The organism is Caldalkalibacillus mannanilyticus JCM 10596 (assembly GCF_000615945.1).
GTDB classification, from domain to species: domain Bacteria; phylum Bacillota; class Bacilli; order Caldalkalibacillales; family JCM-10596; genus Bacillus_AT; species Bacillus_AT mannanilyticus.
The window spans coordinates 22386-40267 of record NZ_BAMO01000038.1 but is presented as its reverse complement, the minus strand read 5'-3'; the positions used below and the strand labels follow the sequence as shown (position 1 = coordinate 40267).

Annotated in this window: 20 protein-coding genes, 1 riboswitch and 1 other annotated feature; of the genes, 17 read left to right on the top strand and 3 right to left on the bottom strand. The window is 40.6% G+C overall.

All coding sequences use genetic code 11. The features are described 5' to 3' along the window. Window positions 1-12: 12 nt before the first annotated feature. Both JCM10596_RS31495 and spoVB read right to left on the bottom strand, forming a co-directional pair. Entirely contained in the window at window positions 13-333 is a 321-nt protein-coding gene (locus JCM10596_RS31495) for a hypothetical protein (protein ID WP_439644865.1), read from the bottom strand. Between the two features lie 50 nt (window positions 334-383). Next, window positions 384-1592, bottom strand: coding sequence for a stage V sporulation protein B (gene spoVB / locus JCM10596_RS26395; RefSeq protein ID WP_369345669.1), 1209 nt, complete (start codon window positions 1590-1592; stop codon window positions 384-386). 107 nt (window positions 1593-1699) lie between these two features. Here spoVB and JCM10596_RS18465 point away from each other — a divergent pair, with 107 nt between their 5' ends. From JCM10596_RS18465 to JCM10596_RS18405, 16 genes are all read left to right on the top strand, one after another. Beyond that, entirely contained in the window at window positions 1700-2200 is a 501-nt protein-coding gene (locus JCM10596_RS18465; RefSeq protein WP_034681708.1) for a COG2426 family protein, read from the top strand. 14 nt (window positions 2201-2214) lie between these two features. Continuing rightward, on the top strand, window positions 2215-2460 hold the full coding sequence (locus JCM10596_RS18460; RefSeq protein WP_025028399.1) for a post-transcriptional regulator: 246 nt from the start codon (window positions 2215-2217) through the stop codon (window positions 2458-2460). Window positions 2461-2516: 56 nt separating this feature from the next. Beyond that, window positions 2517-3815, top strand: coding sequence for a protein translocase subunit SecD (gene secD, locus JCM10596_RS28920; RefSeq protein ID WP_081792105.1), 1299 nt, complete (start codon window positions 2517-2519; stop codon window positions 3813-3815). Next, on the top strand, window positions 3805-4203 hold the full coding sequence (locus JCM10596_RS30460) for a hypothetical protein (protein ID WP_234410558.1): 399 nt from the start codon (window positions 3805-3807) through the stop codon (window positions 4201-4203). The genes secD and JCM10596_RS30460 overlap by 11 nt, the downstream gene beginning before the upstream one ends. After that, window positions 4185-4736 (top strand): protein translocase subunit SecF, encoded by a 552-nt coding sequence (gene secF, locus JCM10596_RS30455; RefSeq protein WP_234410557.1) that lies wholly within the window; start codon window positions 4185-4187, stop codon window positions 4734-4736. The genes JCM10596_RS30460 and secF overlap by 19 nt, the downstream gene beginning before the upstream one ends. Window positions 4737-4912: 176 nt before the next feature. Next, window positions 4913-5692: an undecaprenyl-diphosphate phosphatase gene (locus JCM10596_RS18450; RefSeq protein ID WP_025028398.1), complete on the top strand. Its 780-nt coding sequence runs from the start codon at window positions 4913-4915 to the stop codon at window positions 5690-5692. A 26-nt stretch (window positions 5693-5718) separates the two neighbouring features. Further along, window positions 5719-6132 (top strand): hypothetical protein, encoded by a 414-nt coding sequence (locus JCM10596_RS18445; RefSeq protein ID WP_025028397.1) that lies wholly within the window; start codon window positions 5719-5721, stop codon window positions 6130-6132. Window positions 6133-6407: 275 nt separating this feature from the next. Next, window positions 6408-7343: a cation diffusion facilitator family transporter gene (locus JCM10596_RS18440; RefSeq protein WP_025028396.1), complete on the top strand. Its 936-nt coding sequence runs from the start codon at window positions 6408-6410 to the stop codon at window positions 7341-7343. 49 nt (window positions 7344-7392) lie between these two features. Then, window positions 7393-7722 carry a LapA family protein gene (locus JCM10596_RS18435; protein ID WP_025028395.1) on the top strand — a complete coding sequence of 110 codons (330 nt, stop codon included), beginning with the start codon at window positions 7393-7395 and terminating at the stop codon, window positions 7720-7722. 115 nt (window positions 7723-7837) lie between these two features. After that, on the top strand, window positions 7838-8644 hold the full coding sequence (locus JCM10596_RS30450) for a single-stranded-DNA-specific exonuclease RecJ (RefSeq protein WP_051541377.1): 807 nt from the start codon (window positions 7838-7840) through the stop codon (window positions 8642-8644). Then, window positions 8620-9705: a single-stranded-DNA-specific exonuclease RecJ gene (locus JCM10596_RS30445; RefSeq protein WP_051541376.1), complete on the top strand. Its 1086-nt coding sequence runs from the start codon at window positions 8620-8622 to the stop codon at window positions 9703-9705. Before JCM10596_RS30450 ends, JCM10596_RS30445 begins: the two co-directional genes overlap by 25 nt. A gap of 50 nt (window positions 9706-9755) precedes the next feature. After that, entirely contained in the window at window positions 9756-10214 is a 459-nt protein-coding gene (locus JCM10596_RS30440) for a single-stranded-DNA-specific exonuclease C-terminal domain-containing protein (RefSeq protein WP_439644863.1), read from the top strand. After that, window positions 10214-10729, top strand: a complete 516-nt coding sequence (locus JCM10596_RS18425; protein WP_025028394.1) for an adenine phosphoribosyltransferase — start codon at window positions 10214-10216, stop codon at window positions 10727-10729. Before JCM10596_RS30440 ends, JCM10596_RS18425 begins: the two co-directional genes overlap by 1 nt. A gap of 231 nt (window positions 10730-10960) precedes the next feature. Beyond that, a complete protein-coding gene (locus tag JCM10596_RS18420; RefSeq protein ID WP_025028393.1) occupies window positions 10961-13126 on the top strand; it encodes a RelA/SpoT family protein in 2166 nt (721 codons plus the stop codon). Between the two features lie 17 nt (window positions 13127-13143). Then, window positions 13144-13590: a D-aminoacyl-tRNA deacylase gene (gene dtd, locus JCM10596_RS18415; RefSeq protein ID WP_025028392.1), complete on the top strand. Its 447-nt coding sequence runs from the start codon at window positions 13144-13146 to the stop codon at window positions 13588-13590. Between the two features lie 89 nt (window positions 13591-13679). Next, a riboswitch (Lysine riboswitch) is annotated at window positions 13680-13869 on the top strand. 130 nt (window positions 13870-13999) lie between these two features. Next, window positions 14000-15577 (top strand): Na+/H+ antiporter NhaC family protein, encoded by a 1578-nt coding sequence (locus tag JCM10596_RS18405; protein WP_025028390.1) that lies wholly within the window; start codon window positions 14000-14002, stop codon window positions 15575-15577. Window positions 15578-15635: 58 nt separating this feature from the next. Here JCM10596_RS18405 and JCM10596_RS28190 read toward each other — a convergent pair whose 3' ends face one another. After that, window positions 15636-17159, bottom strand: a complete 1524-nt coding sequence (locus JCM10596_RS28190; protein ID WP_025028389.1) for an N-acetylmuramoyl-L-alanine amidase family protein — start codon at window positions 17157-17159, stop codon at window positions 15636-15638. 136 nt (window positions 17160-17295) lie between these two features. Between JCM10596_RS28190 and JCM10596_RS29620 the strand changes: the two genes are divergently transcribed. Then, a complete protein-coding gene (locus JCM10596_RS29620; protein WP_159102375.1) occupies window positions 17296-17472 on the top strand; it encodes a hypothetical protein in 177 nt (58 codons plus the stop codon). A gap of 74 nt (window positions 17473-17546) precedes the next feature. Further along, window positions 17547-17811: a binding site (T-box leader), on the top strand. The last annotated feature ends 71 nt before the right edge of the window (window positions 17812-17882 follow it).

Here is a 17882-nt window from a genome sequence, read left to right as displayed (position 1 = left end):
TCAAAGGATTCTTTAGCGTTTGGGAAAGAGTGGAGCTATTCCTTTTCCAATGTAAGGGATACGCTCGACGTCTTGTTTCCCAATCATTTTCAACATGATTAGGGAGAAGAGATAGACGCACATAGCTCCAATGATGGAAAGAATCAGTGCCCAAAGAAGCTCAATGGAAGCCCCATATAATTTCTCTAGCATATATTTTCCAGAATAAGCCATGATTAGCATAGCGACGCCCACCTTAATAAAATCCCAGATATGTAAGGAAAAACTGATGATTTTAACAATAGAAAAGAAGTGTAAAAGAGTGACCAAGCAGATTCCGATATTGATCGCCATCGCGGCGCCATTAATACCAAGTTCAGGTCGTGAGGCAAGAAGAAAGATGGCTATGATTTTGACAACATTCCCGATAAGGTGTTCATCATAGCTGCATTTGCTTTGTCTAAGCCTTGAAGGGTTGCTTGTAACGGTCCTTGAAAGTATAGTAGTAAGAAGAAGGGCGCAAGAATTTGCAGAAAAACGCCTGCTTCTGGAGCTTGATAGATCACTTTCGTTAAAGGGACAGCAAATACATACATAAGCACAGTGCTTGGAGCCCCAAATAAAAGAGCAATGCGAATCGCTTGATAGATTCTTCTGTGGATAAGACGATAATCTCTTTTAGCAGCCGCTTCACTTACAGCAGGAACAAGGGATACAGATAGAGAATAAGTAATGAACATAGGAAGTGTGACTAAAGGAATGGCATATCCAGATAGAAGTCCATACTGTGCCGTCGCCACAGCCGTCGCAATGCCTGCAAGCGCTAGGCTTTGGGCTACAATGATGGCTTCCATCGTCCACGAAATGGAGCCAATAAGCCCACTCCCAGTAGTAGGTAATCCAATGCGTAAGAGTTCTTTTAGCGTTTGTTTTCCTTTGGCTAGCTGGGCGAAGAATTGAGACCTTATCTTAAAGGTTTTCCCCTTTCTAAGTTCAAAGGTTGTGAAGAGATACAGCAATGCGGCAGCTTCACCAATAACAACACTGATCATCGCCCCCGCAGCAGCAAATTCTAATCCGTAGGGTAGCAGGAGAATGGATAAGAAGGCGACTAAAGAAATACGCACAACTTGTTCAATGACTTGAGAGTAAGCAGAAGGCTTCATATTTTGTTTCCCTTGAAAATACCCTTTAATAACGGACGAGATGGCGACAATTGGAACAATGGGAGTAATGGCAACAAGAGGATAATACGCTCTTTGATCTGTCAAAAAGAGAGTGGAAAGCACCTTAGCACCCATAATCGTAAGAATGGTAAATAACACACTCAAGGAACCTGTAATCGCTAAGGAAACGACTAAAATTCTTTTGATGCGCTGATGATCCCCTTGTGTACTTGCTTCAGCGACAAGCTTAGAGATCGCAACAGGTAGACCTAGACGTGTTAATGTAATGACTAGAATGAGGATAGGCACTGCCATCATATAGAGCCCGATTCCTTCAGGACCAAGTATTCGAGCCATAACGATTTTGTTTATAAAACCAAGAATTTTGGTGATTAATCCAGCGATAATGAGAATAATAGTCCCTTGTAAAAAGGTTTGTTTACTCATCTTTGTTCCCTTCCTTCTTCATTTATCCTACTTGTCCGTATTTGTTAATTATCTATATGCTTGGTGTATGGCTTGTCATGACCAAGATTTAAAAAGGAGAGGCAAAAATGAGTGAGTTGAAAGAAAAAATAATAGAAACCGTATTGCATTTTTTAGGTAATCTTCCTCCAGAGTGGATTGTACTGATTATGAGCTGTCTTCCCATTATTGAGCTCAGGGGAAGTATTCCGCTGGCTATAGGGGTCTTCAATATGCCCTTTTGGGAGGCGTTACTTCTAGGGGTCGCGGGAAATATGATTCCTGTTCTTCCTATCTTGTTGTTGTTCCAGCCTTTAAGCGATTTTTTAAGACGTTTTAAGTGGTATGACCGATTTTACACCTGGTTATATCAGCGAACTTTGAAAAGAAGCTCCCAAGTTGAGAAGCTTGGTGCTGTAGGGCTGATTCTGTTTACTGCTGTTCCACTACCCGTTACAGGTGCGTGGACCGCTAGCTTTGCTGCTATCATTTTTAATATTCGTGTCACGTATGCCTTTAGCGCAATTTTTCTAGGGGTGCTGATCGCAGGACTTATTATGGGGGTTTTCAGTTTTTCAATTTTTGGCTAAGGGGAATCTAAATCATGGAGAGTCAACGTCAACTTGAGCTGAAGAAAAAAATATTTGAAGTATTGCAGAGCAAGATGGAGGAATTTCATATGCTCGGCTATGATGCAGTGACGACAGATGATATATGGCTCTGTGTCACTTCTAAGTACAAGAAGGAGTGGCCACAACTAAGCAAGGTTGTCAATGATATTTATTCACTGAAGCCAACTATGTTTATGAATTGGTTAACGATGCAGGCAATGCAAGGAAAATTGACATAGAAAATTATGGTTTCGTATAATGGAGTTATTGGACTAAAAAGGAGGCACTAGGATTCATGACCAAATGGAGCAGGATTATTATATTCCTTCTCATCGTTCTTCTCACTTTTGCTGCTATTGGCGGTACGGTGATGGATGTAGCCCGAGGTATTACATTGGGCTTAGATTTGAAGGGTGGATTTGAAATATTGTATCAAGTAGTACCGAAAGATGGACAAGAGGTCACATCAGAGTTAATTAGTCACACGGTGGCTGCACTAGACCGAAGAGTCAATGTCATCGGAGTTAGTGAACCGGATATTCGTCCAGAAGGAACGGATCGTGTTCGAGTAAAGCTGGCTGGAATAGACAACCCAGATGATGCTAGACGACTTCTTTCAACCGAAGCTCATCTTACCTTTCGAGATGCGGAAGATAATGAGTTACTAAGTGGAGAAGACCTTAAAGAAGGTTCCTCAAGAGTTGTTTATGATCCAAATACCAATCTTCCAATGGTTGAAATGCATTTTAAAGACCCGAATAAAGTACGGGAGATTACCACTGAGGTGTTAGGTCAGCCAATGGTTATTTGGATGGATTTTGAAGAGGGAGTAGACTCCTATGAAGTGGAAAAAATGAAAGAGTTAACAGGACAGGAGCCAAAATATATCTCAGCACCTGTGGTACGTGCAGTCCTTTCTAATTCAGGAGTCATTGATTCTGCTTATTGGGACTTTAATGAAGCCAAGGAGCTGTCTGATTTACTAAATGCAGGTGCTTTACCTGTTGAGCTTGTGGAGATGCAAGCGAGAAGTGTGGGAGCTAAGCTGGGTGAAAATGCGATGAATAAAACAATCTTTGCAGGATATGTAGGCTGTACTCTTATCATCCTGTATATGTTGTTCTATTATCGTATCCCTGGTGTTGTAGCTGCCGTCACGATTATTGCTTATATTTACTTAATTTTATTGGTCTTTGATTGGATGAATGCGACCTTAACCTTACCGGGAATTGCTGCTTTGGTTCTAGGGGTGGGGATGGCAGTAGATGCCAATATTATTACATATGAGCGAATCAAGGATGAGCTTCGTTCAGGAAAAACGTTGATGTCCGCCTTTAGAGCTGGATCAAGAAGAGCCTTAGGAACGATCATGGATGCCAATATTACGACGATCCTAGCAGCTGGAGTCCTGTTCTATTTTGGAAGTAGTGCGATTCAAGGATTTGCTGTGATGCTTATTCTAAGTATTTTATTAAGTATTCTAACAGCCGTATTTGGAGCGAGATTATTATTAAGTCTTTTAGTTTCCAGTCGAGCCTTCGATCGCAAACCTCGCTGGTTTGGGGTAAAGGAGAGTGAAATACGTGAACTTTGATCAAGATAAATTAGGACTGGATTTTGTCCAGCATCGTAATAAGTATTTTATGGTTTCTGGAGCCATTATTGGACTAGGTATTTTGATTCTCCTCTTTATGGGCTTAAATCTAGGGGTAGATTTTGAAAGTGGTACATCGCTGGAGGTATTGATTGAAAACCAATCCTTTACAGCGGGTGAGGTTCGAGAGATTGTCAGTGGAACAGGGCATATTCCCGGTGATATAACTACGGCTGGGAATCAGAATGAGTATGCCATGATCCTATTTCAGGACATGCTCAATCCTCAGCAGATTAAAGAGATCGAACTAGCCTTATCGAGAAATATGGAGCTGAGCATATTGCGCTTAATGAATCCACTGTTTCACCAATGGTTGCCCGAGAATTAGCGAGAGATGCTGTTATTGCTATTCTGATTGCTTCTATTGGGGTCATCATTTACGTTGCTTTTCGTTTTGAGTTCCGTTATGGAATTGCGGCTATTATTGCTCTCTTTCATGATGCCTTGTTTGTCATTGCGGTGTTTTCTCTCCTTCGAGTAGAAGTAGATTTAACCTTTATTGCAGCGATTCTGACGATAGTAGGATATTCCATCAATGACACCATAGTTATCTTTGACCGGATCAGAGAAAATATGAAGTTTGCCAAAGTAAAAACCTTTGAGGACTTATCTGCTGTCGTAAATCGAAGTATTGTAGAAACCTTGGCGCGTTCGATTAATACTTCCTTAACCGTTATTGTAGCTGCTGTAGCTCTCTTCTTCCTTGGAGGAGAAGGGATTAGAAACTTTTCTTTCGCTTTGATGATTGGGTTGTTTGTTGGGGCTTATTCCTCCATCTTTATTGCAGCTCAAGTTTGGTTAGTTTTAAAAGGAAGAGAATTAAAAAAGAAAATGTATCGTCCACAGCCAGAGGGCTCATAGAAAAAAGGATGATAACCGGCTTACATCGTTGCTTTATATAAGGTAACGGACGTAAGTCGGTTTTTTTAAACTCTTCTGATCTACCTCTCCTCCATTTTCTTTAGCATAAGACAAGCTGACAAGCCATAGCTTGTATCGTAGGGAATTATCGAATGTAGAGTAAGGGAGAGATCTGGATGGAGTGGATACAAGCCATTATTCTAGGGATTTTGCAGGGGTTAACTGAGTTTTTGCCCATTAGCAGCACAGGACATCTCTTTTTAGGAAGAATTATTTTTGGACTGGAAGAAGCGGGGTTGTTTTTGGATACGATGCTTCATATCGGAACTCTTATTGCCGTTATGGTCGTGTATAAGGATGAGCTCTTGTCTATGATCAAGAAGCCTTTTAGTAAGCTATCGTTTCTCTTGATCCTAGGAACCATTCCTGCTGTCGTCATTGGTTTATTATGTAAGGATTTTTTTGAGGAGATTTCCGTGAGTGGAAGGACAATAGGCTGGGAGTTTCTTGCCACAGGAGTTGTGTTATGGTTTGCAGATTCCATAAAAAAGGGTGCTAAAAAAATGAATGATATTACCTATGGTGACGCCTTATTTATTGGAGTCTTTCAAGGGATGGCTATATTGCCAGCGATCTCACGTTCAGGCTTGACCATTGCGGCTTCCCTTTTCCGCAAGCTGGATCGCGAAACGGCAGCATACTTTTCTTTTCTGCTCTCTATTCCTGCTATTTCAGGTGCGATTGTACTGCAATCCTTTGAATTGGTATCGGGAATCAAAACCCCAGAAGTATCCTATACCTTTCTGCTCATAGCGACAATGGCTTCAGCCGTTTCAGGCTATATTGCGGTAAGGTGGATGATTCATTATTTGCAGAAAGGCTCCTTGAAGATTTTTGCCATCTATGTATGGATTTTAGGGTGTATTGTGTTGTATTTTCAATTTATCCCGTTCTAAATTAATTTTACAGGAGTGATTTGTTGATGGGAATAATTCAAAATGCTGTTTCCTTCACTTTTCGACTATGCTTGTTGATAGGATTTACAATTTTATTAATAAATGATTACTTTCCTTACTTTATATTAAGTGAAGTATTTCCTACCAAATTCACCGCCTATTTAATGGTCGTCTTGGTTATTTTTTTGTTGTTATTACCTATGACGTGGAAGAAAAAAAATGAAAGAGAAGAACTAAAGGAAACTGTTAGATTTAATATTTTTATGATGATTTATTCAGTAAGTATATTAATCATCTTAAATCTACTTGGAGGAACATCTCAGGTAGGAATTACTTACACAAATCCAGTAGCTGTTATTGTTTTTCTAATTACAACTGGTCAAATAGTCAGGGATATCAGAAAGTTAAAGCTGATGAATAGTGAGTCAAATTCTTCTTAAAATCTTGCGCTTCTTTTGTAAAAAAAATGTAATAAACCAACTCAGAGTTTATAAAAAGTCCACCAATGGTACGGTAGCACATATATGTTTCCATTATCGCTTGTATTGATATATATTTATAATAAGTGGAAATAGCTAATAGGTGAAATGAGTAATTCGGCAAGGGAAAAGAGCAGCGTTAGGAAAAGTGGACTAACTGTCAAGTGGAATTTTTGCTCACTTGACGGTTAGAACGGTATACATAGCAGCCCTAAAACGAAGGAGTGAGGCAGAGAATGCAGCATCAACATAACCCAGAACGCTTCAAACAAGCTGAATTTGCAGCGTGGGTTGGTATAGTGGGAAATATTGTCTTAGCAATCATAAAAATCGTTGTTGGATTAGTAGGAAACTCTAGAGCGTTAGTTGCGGATGCTGTACACTCAGCTTCAGATGTTGTCGGTTCATTAGCAGTACTTATTGGATTACGAGCAGCCAAGCTTCCACCTGATGAGGACCATCCCTATGGACATGGCAAAGCAGAGTCGATTGCAGCAATTATCGTTGCTGTCATTCTATTTATGGTTGGAGTACAGATTGGTTATGCTTCATTTCAAGCCATGTTTGAACCAGTTGTAACCCCAAGTGTGATTGCTATTTATGTTGCGTTGTTTTCGATTATTACCAAAGAAATTATGTTTCAATACAAATATCGCTTGGGCAAAAAGCTGAAGAGTGATGCACTGATCATTAATGCTTGGGAGCATCGCTCCGATGTGTACTCGTCCATTGCTGCCGTGGTGGGGATAGGTGGAGCTGTGTTAGGAGGCTACATAGGAATACCATGGATGGTGTATTTAGATCCTTTTGCTGGATTTGTTGTTTCCATTATGGTTGTGCGGATGGCTTGGAAGCTTGGACAAGAATCCATCCATAATACCTTGGACCATGTTCTTCATGAAGAGGATGCTCAAGAATTAAGAGAAACTGCCGGGAGCGTAGAGGGAGTCATACAAATTGATGAGCTTCATGCGAGGGAGCATGGACATTACGTGATTGTGGATATCAAAATCGCTGTACATCCGTATCTTACGGTAGAAGAAGGACATCGTATAGGGAAGCAAGTAAAAGAAAAGCTGATCCAAAAACATGACCATGTACATAATGTCTTAATCCATATTAACCCTTATGATGAGGGGAAAAATGGAGGAGATGAAAAAGAGATAAAGTAAATGTAACAAAGATCATAGAGCAAACAAGAGAAAAAAGGAGAGGTTTGATATGAAAGGACAATCATCGCTTATCTTAGGAATTATATTTGCTGTTATTGTGGCAATTTTTTCAGTGATTAATGTAGAATCAGTTCGAGTCCATTATTTGTTTGGAGAGGCATCCATTCCACTTATCCTTGTTATTTTATTTTCCACTCTGGCTGGAGGAATGATTGTAGGTTCTGTGGGGTTGTTTAGGCAATTTTCACTACAAAAAGAAAATAAATTATTGCGCAAAAAAATAGAGGAAAAGCTGGGGCCAGATGCTCTGAAAGAAGACGCAACCGAGCCTAAACAAGAGGAACCAAAGGAAGCAGCAGACAAAAAAGAAGGGGAGTAATGGCTGACTGAACAAACTCTGAATAGGGTAAGAAAATCGAGAAAGAATAAATGTTACATTGTCACTCCTTTCCTTCATCAAGTATAATGGATGAGGGTAAGGGGTGATTTTTTTCATGTTAACTTCGAAAACGAGATGGAAAGTAACAGAATATGATGCAGAGAAGATAGCCATATGGCAGGAACAACTAGGAATTTCCTCTCTCGTAGCAAAACTTCTAATAGCAAGAGGTTATCAGAACCCTGAAGATGCAAAAGAGATGGTACGAATCGAAGAGAGTCGCTTCCATGATCCTTTTTTGTTGGAGGGAATGCGAGAAGCGGTAGATCGAATTCAACAAGCCGTTTCACAAGGAGAAAAGATTCGGATATATGGAGATTATGATTGTGATGGTGTGAGTAGTACGACCATCATGGTTCACGTCTTAAAGGAATTAGGTGCTGACTTTGATTTCTATATCCCTAACCGATTTACAGAGGGGTATGGTCTAAATATACAGGCGATTAAACTAGCCAAGGAGCAAGGAATCGGGCTGATGATTACTGTGGACACCGGAATCTCTTCTAAGGCGGAAGTAGAGTTTGGGACTGGGCTGGACCTAGATTTTATCATTACGGATCATCACGAGCCGCCTCCAGAGCTTCCCCAATGTGTAGCGGTTGTTAACCCGAAGAAGGAAAGCTGTACATACCCCTACAAATATTTAGCCGGAGCTGGGGTAGCCTTTAAGCTGGGACAAGCGTTACTTGGGAAAGTACCTTATCATTTGCTTGATTTTGCAGCCATTGGAACCATTGCAGACCTTGTGCCACTTCAAGGAGAAAATCGATTGATTGCTTATCATGGACTAAAGAACTTGAACCACACTAGACATATTGGCTTAGAAGCCTTATTAAAGTGGCTGGTCTTGCAGATCAACTGATTGATGAGCAGAAGGTCGGCTTTTCTTTAGGACCGAGAATCAATGCAAGTGGTCGTTTGGAGAGTGCGGTGAAAGCTGTTCAACTCCTGATTTCAACTGATCCTGACGAAGCCTCCATCTTGGCTGAGGATATTGATCACTTAAACAAACAAAGACAGGCGACCGTGGACGAAATAACGAAGGAAGCCATAGAATGGGTAGAGGAACGATATTCGACACTGAAACCCAAAGCTCTTGTCGTGGCGAAAGAGAATTGGAATGTGGGTGTGATCGGGATTGTCGCTTCAAGGCTGGTCGAACGTTATTATGTCCCGACGATTGTCTTAGGGATTGATACTGAAACAGGAAAGGCAAAGGGCTCGGCAAGAAGTATTGAGGGCTTCGATATGTATAAGGCTTTAACGGAGTGTAAGGACCTGTTACCACACTTCGGAGGCCATCCTATGGCAGCGGGAATGACGTTGGCTGCCAATGATCTCGAAGAGCTGCGGGAGAGAATGGCACTATTGTCAGAAAAATGGTTAAATGAAGAAGATTTCATACCCGTTACAGCGATTGATATAGAAAGCATAATTGAAGAAATCGATATTGAAGCCATTCAAGAATTGGGGAAGCTAGCCCCTTTTGGAGTTGACAACCCGAAGCCAACTATTTTATTGAACAATGTCAAATTGAAGGAAATGAGAGGGGTTGGCTCTTCACAGCAGCATTTGAAATGCCAATTTAGCCAAGAAGCCGCTTGTTTAGATGGAATTGGCTTTGGACTTGGGGACCTTACTTCCTTGATTAGTCATGAAGCAAGAGTAGATGTCATTGGTCAATTGGAGATTAACGAGTGGAATGGCATGAAAAAGCCGCAGATCATGATTCGGGATATGAGAGTGGAGCATCGACAGTTTTTTGATTGGCGAGGAGTAAAGAACCTGCAAGACAAATGGGAGCAGCTTCGGGCAGAGGAGCAAATGGCAGTTTGTTTTTGTCGGGAGAAGCATGCAGAGCAGCTTAACATACCAGCCATATTCATCAGCTCAGATGGGATCAGAAGGGTACTTTTCATGTAGAAAATGATTCATGCTCTCTTGCTGAGATCGATACGTGTATCTTATATGATTTGCCGCAGGATCAGGAACAATTGAAAAAGCTATGTGCAGCCCTTCAAAGGGTTAAGCGGGTTTATGTCCTCTTTCAGCATGAAGAGGAGCATTTTTTCTCTGTTCTTCCGGGAAGAGAAGATTTTAAATGGTTCTATGCTCTGCTGCATAAAAAAGGAACATTTAGCTTACAGCAGCAAGGGGCAGCCTTAGCTAAACATAAAGGTTGGAGCATGAATACAATTTCTTTTATGACGAAGGTGTTTTTAGATTTAGAATTTGTTAAAATAGTAGATGGTGTCATTCATATTCAACCAAATGTGGTCAAAAAAGAACTTCACCAATCTAAGACATATCAAATCAAGCAAGAGGAGATTCAGCTCGAGCAAGAACTTATCTATTCTTCTTTTTCAGAGATGATTATGACTTTAGAGAAACTAATAGATCATTCCTATCAATTAGAGGAGGCATACGCATAATGGATTTTAAAGAAAAAATAAGAGTGGTGGAGGATTTTCCGAAGCCAGGGATTCGTTTTAAAGATATCACGACTTTAATGAAAGATGGAGAGGCTTATCAGGCTGCCATTAAGGAGCTTGCTAGCTATGCGGATAAGCAAGGGATTGATGTGATTGTAGGTCCTGAAGCAAGAGGCTTTGTGATTGGCTGCCCAATCTCTTTTCATCTAGGAAAAGGATTTGTCCCTGTTCGTAAAGCAGGAAAGCTTCCTGGAGAGATCGTCACAGAAGAGTATGATTTAGAGTACGGCAAGGATTCCTTAGCGATTCATAAGGATGCCATTACTCCGGGTCAGAGAGTACTTATTGCTGATGATTTATTAGCAACAGGGGGAACGATTTCTACTACGATTCGTTTAGTAGAGCAATTAGGCGGGAAGGTCATTGGTTGTGCGTTTCTGATCGAACTTACGTATTTAGATGGCAGAGAAAAAATCGGTTCGCAGTATGATGTCTTTTCTTTAGTTCAGTATTAATGACGAAAGTAAAGGGCTCCATATAACTAACCGTCTTTTCGCATTGACAGGATAAAGATGAAGTGTCCCTAAGATTCAATTCCTATGGGACACTTCATTTATTTTTTAGAGGAAGCAGATTCTTCAAGGAGCCTGCTTGATTGACAGTTATTTCTTGCTTCTAGCGCTTTACAATCACGTATAATTAGACGATAATAGGAAAAAAGTAATAGCCTATCAAAGGTGGTCAATATGAATATAGAAGACTTATTGCAGATTACAAGTGAATATTTACCATCCTCTGAGGTTCAAATGATCGAAAAAGCCTATCAGCTGGCGGAACAAGCCCATGACGGACAATTTCGGAAATCAGGAGAGCCATATATCCATCATCCAGTAGAGGTGGCAGGGATTTTAGCCAAGCTTCAATTGGATGGAGTAACTGTGGCGGCGGCATTGTTACATGATGTCATTGAAGATACAAAGGTAACATCTGAACAATTAACAGAAGCATTTGGTCAAGAGGTGACTCTTTTAGTAGAAGGAGTAACAAAGCTAAAACGAATCACCTTTAAAACTCAAGAGGAGCAACAGGCAGAGAATCATCGCAAAATGTTTGTTGCTATGGCGCGGGATATTCGAGTGATATTGATCAAATTGGCGGACCGTTTACACAACATGAGAACATTGAAGCATGTTCCAGAGGAGAAACAGAGAAGAATAGCAGAAGAAACCCTCGATATTTTTGCTCCCTTAGCCCATCGAATGGGGATTTCAGCCATTAAATGGGAGCTTGAGGATATTGCTTTGCGCTACTTGAATCCGCAACAGTATTATCGGATTGTACAGCTCATGAAACAAAAGAGGGCGGAACGAGAGCAACATCTTAATTCGGTGAAGGATCAAATTAAGGAAAAAATTACTGAAGTCGGGATCGAAGCTGAAATCTCAGGTCGACCGAAGCATATCTACAGTATTTATCGTAAGATGGCGATTCAGAAAAAAGAATTTAATGAAATCTATGATCTCTTAGCCATTCGCATCATTGTTCAAAACATTCGAGATTGCTATGCCGTACTAGGAATTATTCATACCTGTTGGAAGCCCATGCCGGGCAGATTTAAGGATTATATTGCGATGCCCAAGGCAAACATGTACCAGTCCTTGCATACGACGGTGATTAGCTCTAAGGGAGAACCGCTTGAAGTACAGATTCGTACGGAAGAAATGCATCGTACAGCTGAGTACGGGATTGCAGCACACTGGGCTTACAAAGAAGGAAAGGATGTTCCCAAAGGAGAGATCCCAAGATTTGAAGACAAGCTAACATGGTTTAGAGAAATCTTAGATTCACAACAGGATGCCAATGATGCTCAAGAGTTTATGGAGTCACTCAAGATGGATTTGTTTTCGGATCTTGTCTTTGTCTTCACTCCAAAGGGAGATGTCTACGAGCTTCCAGCAGGATCAGTACCTATTGATTTTGCCTACCGCATTCATACCGAGGTGGGAAATCGCTGTGTAGGTGCTAAGGTCAATGGAAAGATTGTCACCCTGGATCATGTATTAAAGACGGGGGACATCATTGAGATTCTGACCTCGAAGCACAGCTATGGTCCAAGTAGAGATTGGGTGAAGATCGCCAAGTCCTCTCATGCGAAGAGTAAAATCAAGCAGTTCTTTAAGAAAGAGAAGCGTGAGGAAAGTGTGATCAAGGGAAGAGAGCTTGTCGAGTCAGAGATTAAAAAAAATGGATATGACTTGAAAAAGGTCTTAACTGAAGAGAACATTGCTTATGTAGCTAATAAATTCAACTTTTCTGGGGAAGAGGATATGTTTGCTGCTGTTGGCTATGGTGGGATTACAGCCTCTCAAATCACGACTAGATTAACGGATAAGTTTAGAAAAGAAAAGAAGGAAGAAGAACAAATTCAGATTCCTGAAGTGAAACCAACCACGAAGAAAAAGAAGCTAGACCATGGTGTAAGAGTAAAAGGGATCGATAACCTCTTGATTCGCTTTTCAAGATGCTGTAATCCAGTCCCTGGGGATGAGATTATTGGTTTCGTCACAAGAGGGAGAGGAGTATCTATTCATAGAGTGAATTGTCCAAATCTTCTTGTAGAGGATGCGGAGGATCGTCTACTTCCTGTAGAGTGGGAGGGAGATTGTAATCAAAATTACAATGTAGATATTGAGATTACTGGAATGGATCGCCGTGGACTTCTTAATGAAGTGCTTCAAGCTGTGAATGAAACAAAAACCAATATTGTTGCCGTATCAGGTCGATCCGATAAAAACCGATTAGCCCTTATCTCGATGACGATCTCGATCCAAAATATTGATCATTTACACAAAGTAGTAGAAAGAATTAAGCGTATTAGAGATATTTTTTCAGTGCAGCGTATCATGCAGTAAGGGAAAAGGAGTTCAAAATGAAAGTCGTTGTTCAGAGAAGTAAACAGGCTTCGGTAACCGTGGAAGGAAGAGTGACTGGAGAGATATCATTTGGCTTGGTTGTTCTTGTGGGGATTACACATGAGGATACGATACAAGATGTTCAATTCTTAGCTGAAAAAGTGGCGCATTTGCGTATTTTTGAAGATGAAGAAGGAAAGATGAATCGCTCACTGGTCGATGTGGGAGGAGAAGTTCTCTCGATTTCTCAATTTACCCTTTATGGGGATTGTCGTAAAGGAAGGCGTCCTAACTTTATGCAGGCTGCTAAGCCCGATGAGGCTAAGATGCTATATGAAGCATTTAATGAGGCTTTACGTGCCAAGGGAATTAAGGTTGAAACAGGCGTTTTTGGAGCCATGATGGATGTTAAGTTGACGAATCATGGTCCTGTAACACTTATTATTGAGAGCAAAGAAAATTAGCATTGTCAACCTAGGATAGACAAGATATAATAGCAGGGGTGTATAGAAACACAGGATATACCAGACAATAGAATAATACCTTATCAGCATGATGGGGTAGAGGTGCAGGAAATAAGAGTATGATGTGTGAGGCTGACAACCTATGATCACTTACAGAAAGGATTTCTTGCCGAAGCAGAGAAAGAGGTCAAACTTCTCTGTTGGTGTTGCTTTGAAGAAGAGTAACACTGTCATTATGAGGTTGGAATTCGATACTTATAATGGAGGGCTACTGATCGTGATGGATTTAACAACATTGCAAATGTTAAAACAGAGTAATGATAGTTATGTCTATCCTTGTTCTGTTTTTTTTAGTCTCTTCATATTTTAATAGCATCGGTTCCTAATTATGAACAGGAGGAATCAACCTATGATTGGTACTATTTATTCACTGATCCCACCGTTATTAGCGATTATTATGGTGCTTCTGACAAGAAGGGTTTTACTATCGCTTGGGATTGGAATCATTTCCGCAGCGTTGTTATTGGAGAACTTCTCTCCCTTGGCATCCTTGACCAAAGTCTATGAGAGTGTTCTAGGGATTTTTGTTTCTGATGGAGAGCTTAATACGTGGAATGTCTACATTATTCTCTTTTTATTTTTATTAGGTATTATTACTGCTTTTATTACGGTATCAGGTGGAAGTCGCGCCTTTGGTGAATGGGCTCTAAAACGAGTAAAAAGTAGAGTGGGGGCGCAGTTAGTTACCTTTTTTCTTGGTATTATTATTTTTATAGATGACTATTTTAATGCGTTAGCGGTAGGTCAAATTAGCCGTCCTCTGACAGATCGACACAGAATATCGCGAGCTAAGCTTGCCTATTTAATTGATTCAACCTCCGCGCCAGTGTGTGTAATATCACCTATTTCTAGCTGGGGTGCTTATATCATTGGAATTATTGGAACGATTATCGCCACACATCAATTAACCGAATTTAGTGCGTTTTCTGCCTTTATTCAGATGATTCCTATGAACTTTTATGTGCTTACGGCACTTTTATTTGTTCTAGTAACCGTCCTCTATAATGTGAATATTGGAAGCATGAGAAAGCATGAAAGCAGAGCGATGCGCACAGGAGAAACGGTTCATGCAGAGAGGGGAGAAGTACCTGGTGAATTGAAAGAAGACATACCAGTAAGCCAGAAAGGAACGGTAATGCATTTGGCTTTCCCTATCCTAGCTTTGGTTCTTGGAACCATTGGAGCGATGATTTATACAGGGATACAGGGAACAGAGGGAACCCTTACCCTTTTAGCTATATTTGAAAATACGGATGTGTCCACAGCCTTATTATGGGGTGGTTTGATTGGCTTAGTGGTTGCTCTAGCTCTGTTCATCGGTTTGAATAAAAGGGACCAAGAGCTTCCTGCAAATGTAACTGGACGTGCCATAAAGGAAGGGATAAAATCAATGCTCCCAGCTGTATACATCTTATTGTTTGCTTGGAGTATTGTTGATTTAATTGGTCAGCTAGAAACAGGACAATACCTAGCTGGGCTGGTTGAAAATTCGCATTTAAGTGTTGGCTGGCTGCCTGTGATTTTATTTGTGATTGCTGGATTAATGGCATTTTCAACGGGAACCTCTTGGGGAACCTTCGGCTTAATGCTTCCTATTGCTGGACAGATTATGGCTGTGGTTGATACGAGTATGCTTCTGCCAGCTCTATCTGCTGTTTTAGCGGGAGCTGTTTTTGGAGATCATTGTTCTCCAATCTCGGATACAACGATTCTTTCTTCTACTGGGGCAGGCTGTCACCATATTGATCATGTTATGACACAGTTGCCTTATGCTGTCATCTGTGCCGTCATTTCGATCCTTGGTTATATCATTTTAGGGTTAACGGGTAGCCTATGGCTAGGATTTATCGCGACTCTTATTCTATTTGCTATTGTTATGATTTATGTTATTCAGACTTCTGGGCAGAAGGAAGAAACGGCTGAATAATAAAAACTGGTTCAAGTGGGAGGTGATCTGAAGCCCACTTTGAACCAGTTTTTTTGATTTATTCTTCTTTATCTTTGAAATATTTTGCAACTCCATGTAGGATTCCTGTTGCTGAGTTCTCTTGGAATTTTGTTGTTCGTATGGTCAGCTCATCATTATAATTGGTGAGAAACCCAAGTTCGATAAGTACCGCTAGTTGTGGATTTTCTCGAAGGACGTAGAAGTTCCCTTGTCTTGCCTTGAGGTCCTGTAACCCATTATTTTTGACCAATTCTTTTTGGATGGTATTCGCCAGTACTCGATCTTGTCCATTTGAATAGAAATAGGTGATGGTCCCATTTACCTTAGAATTTTCATTGGTATTGTGATGGATACTTAGAAACACATCTGCTTTTTCACTTGTACTAACAGTGACCCTTTGTTGAAGGGAGATAAAGCGATCTGTGGATCTCGTCATCGTTACACTTGCTTCTGCTGCTTCAAATTTGCTTTTTAGGAGATTAGAAACCTCAAGATTAACTATTTTTTCTAGAGTGTCGAAGTGTGAGCCTGTCGCACCACTATCCTTACCACCATGTCCAGCGTCAATGACGATTTTCTTGCCCTTTAGATAAGATAACAAGGTATGCTTATCTACAGAAGAAATTCCTTCTGTGGATACAATCCATCCTGCTACAAAGCCTTTGCTTCCATCTTGTAATTGAATTTCAAACCACTCGCCGCTTGTGGAAACAACATCAAATGTATCACCTTGGTTTGCCCGAGAGACGACTTCGTGATTGGTTCCAGGCCCTTTTCTAATATTGGTTCCTTGATTTAAGATGGTGACCTTAGGTTGGTTCTTTAAAGGCGATTGTTGTTTTGCAACCGCGGGACTGCTTTCATTAGCAGGTGTAACAAATTCACCTGCAATCCAACCAAACTCTTGATTAAATTTAATTTTGTACCAGCCCTTTTGTGCCTCGATCACTTCAATTTCCGTCCCCTGTTCTAGCTTTCCGAGGATGGAGCTTGAGGTATCTGGCTTAGATCGAACATTTAATACGCTGGCTTGTACTTTGACCTTTTCTCGCACTTGTGTGGCGGAGGAGCGTTCTCCTTCCGATGTTGTGACAAGCCATCCTGCAACCCAGCCCTTTTCATTGCCATTAAGCTGAATTTGAATCCAATCTCCTTCTTGTTTAAGGAGGGGGAAGGTTTGCTTAGGCTTGATTTGTGTGACAACTTTAAAGTCGGTTCCAGGTCCTGATCGAACGTTAATTTGATTGGAGGTAGCTTCTACAAGTTTGGTTGTTCCAGATGACTTTTTATAGTCGACAAGCCAAGAGGCGACCCATCCGCTCTGATTCTTGTCTAAGGAAATTTTGTACCAATCTTGTTTTTCTTCTTCAACTCGATAAACCTCTGATTGAGATATTTGCCCAATAATCTTATGTTCTAGACCTGGACCAGATCGGACATTGAGAACGTTACTTTTGACCGTGAGTTCTCCACTTGCATAGACCGATTGGGAACCTCCTAAGAGAAGCAATAGGAAACAACATACCAGGAATAAGGGGTGCTTGCGAAACGTTAGAATCAAATCTACCCATTCCTTTCTGTTTATGTAGTGTATAAAGTCAATCTACATATATTCTTTTTCCTCTCTCTAATCTCCTGCTTTTTTTGCTATTAAATCTATTTATTTTGGGAAAAATGAAGAAAAAGGAGGAAGTGGATTGATGAGAAGGAGTGCGAAGGACACGTTAAGCCAAGGATCTTTAGCTACTTTAAAGAATGTTGATTTTCATAATTTTATTGAAAGAGAGTCGATCCTGACTGAATTAGAGATCTCCAGAGAACTCGGAATTTCCATTGCCGATGTACGGCATCTGAAAAAGAAGTTTAGAAGATAAAGCAGACGAAAAAAAAGATACTTGACATGATTTGTTTCAATCAGTATGATATAAAACAATTACATGAAAAAATGTTGGCTTTGATGATTGGAAAAGTAAGTAAGAACCCGGAATAGCTAGAGAGGAAACATCGTGGCTGAAAATGTTTCTCTATACGCTCTTACTGAAAGACATCCAGGAGAACCTCTGTTGAAAGATAAGACTTCCTTTAGAGTTGATTTTAGTAAACAGATGGCGTTTCCCGCGTTAAGTAGAGTGGATTTTGGTGTTTTTAAGAAAATGCCGGAATCAAGTAGGGTGGTACCACGGGTGAAGTTTATTCAATCTCTCGTCCCTGACAATTATGTCAGTGGCGGGAGATTTTTTAATTCCACTGATTATGGGAGAGCAACAGCAAAACATGAGTAGAA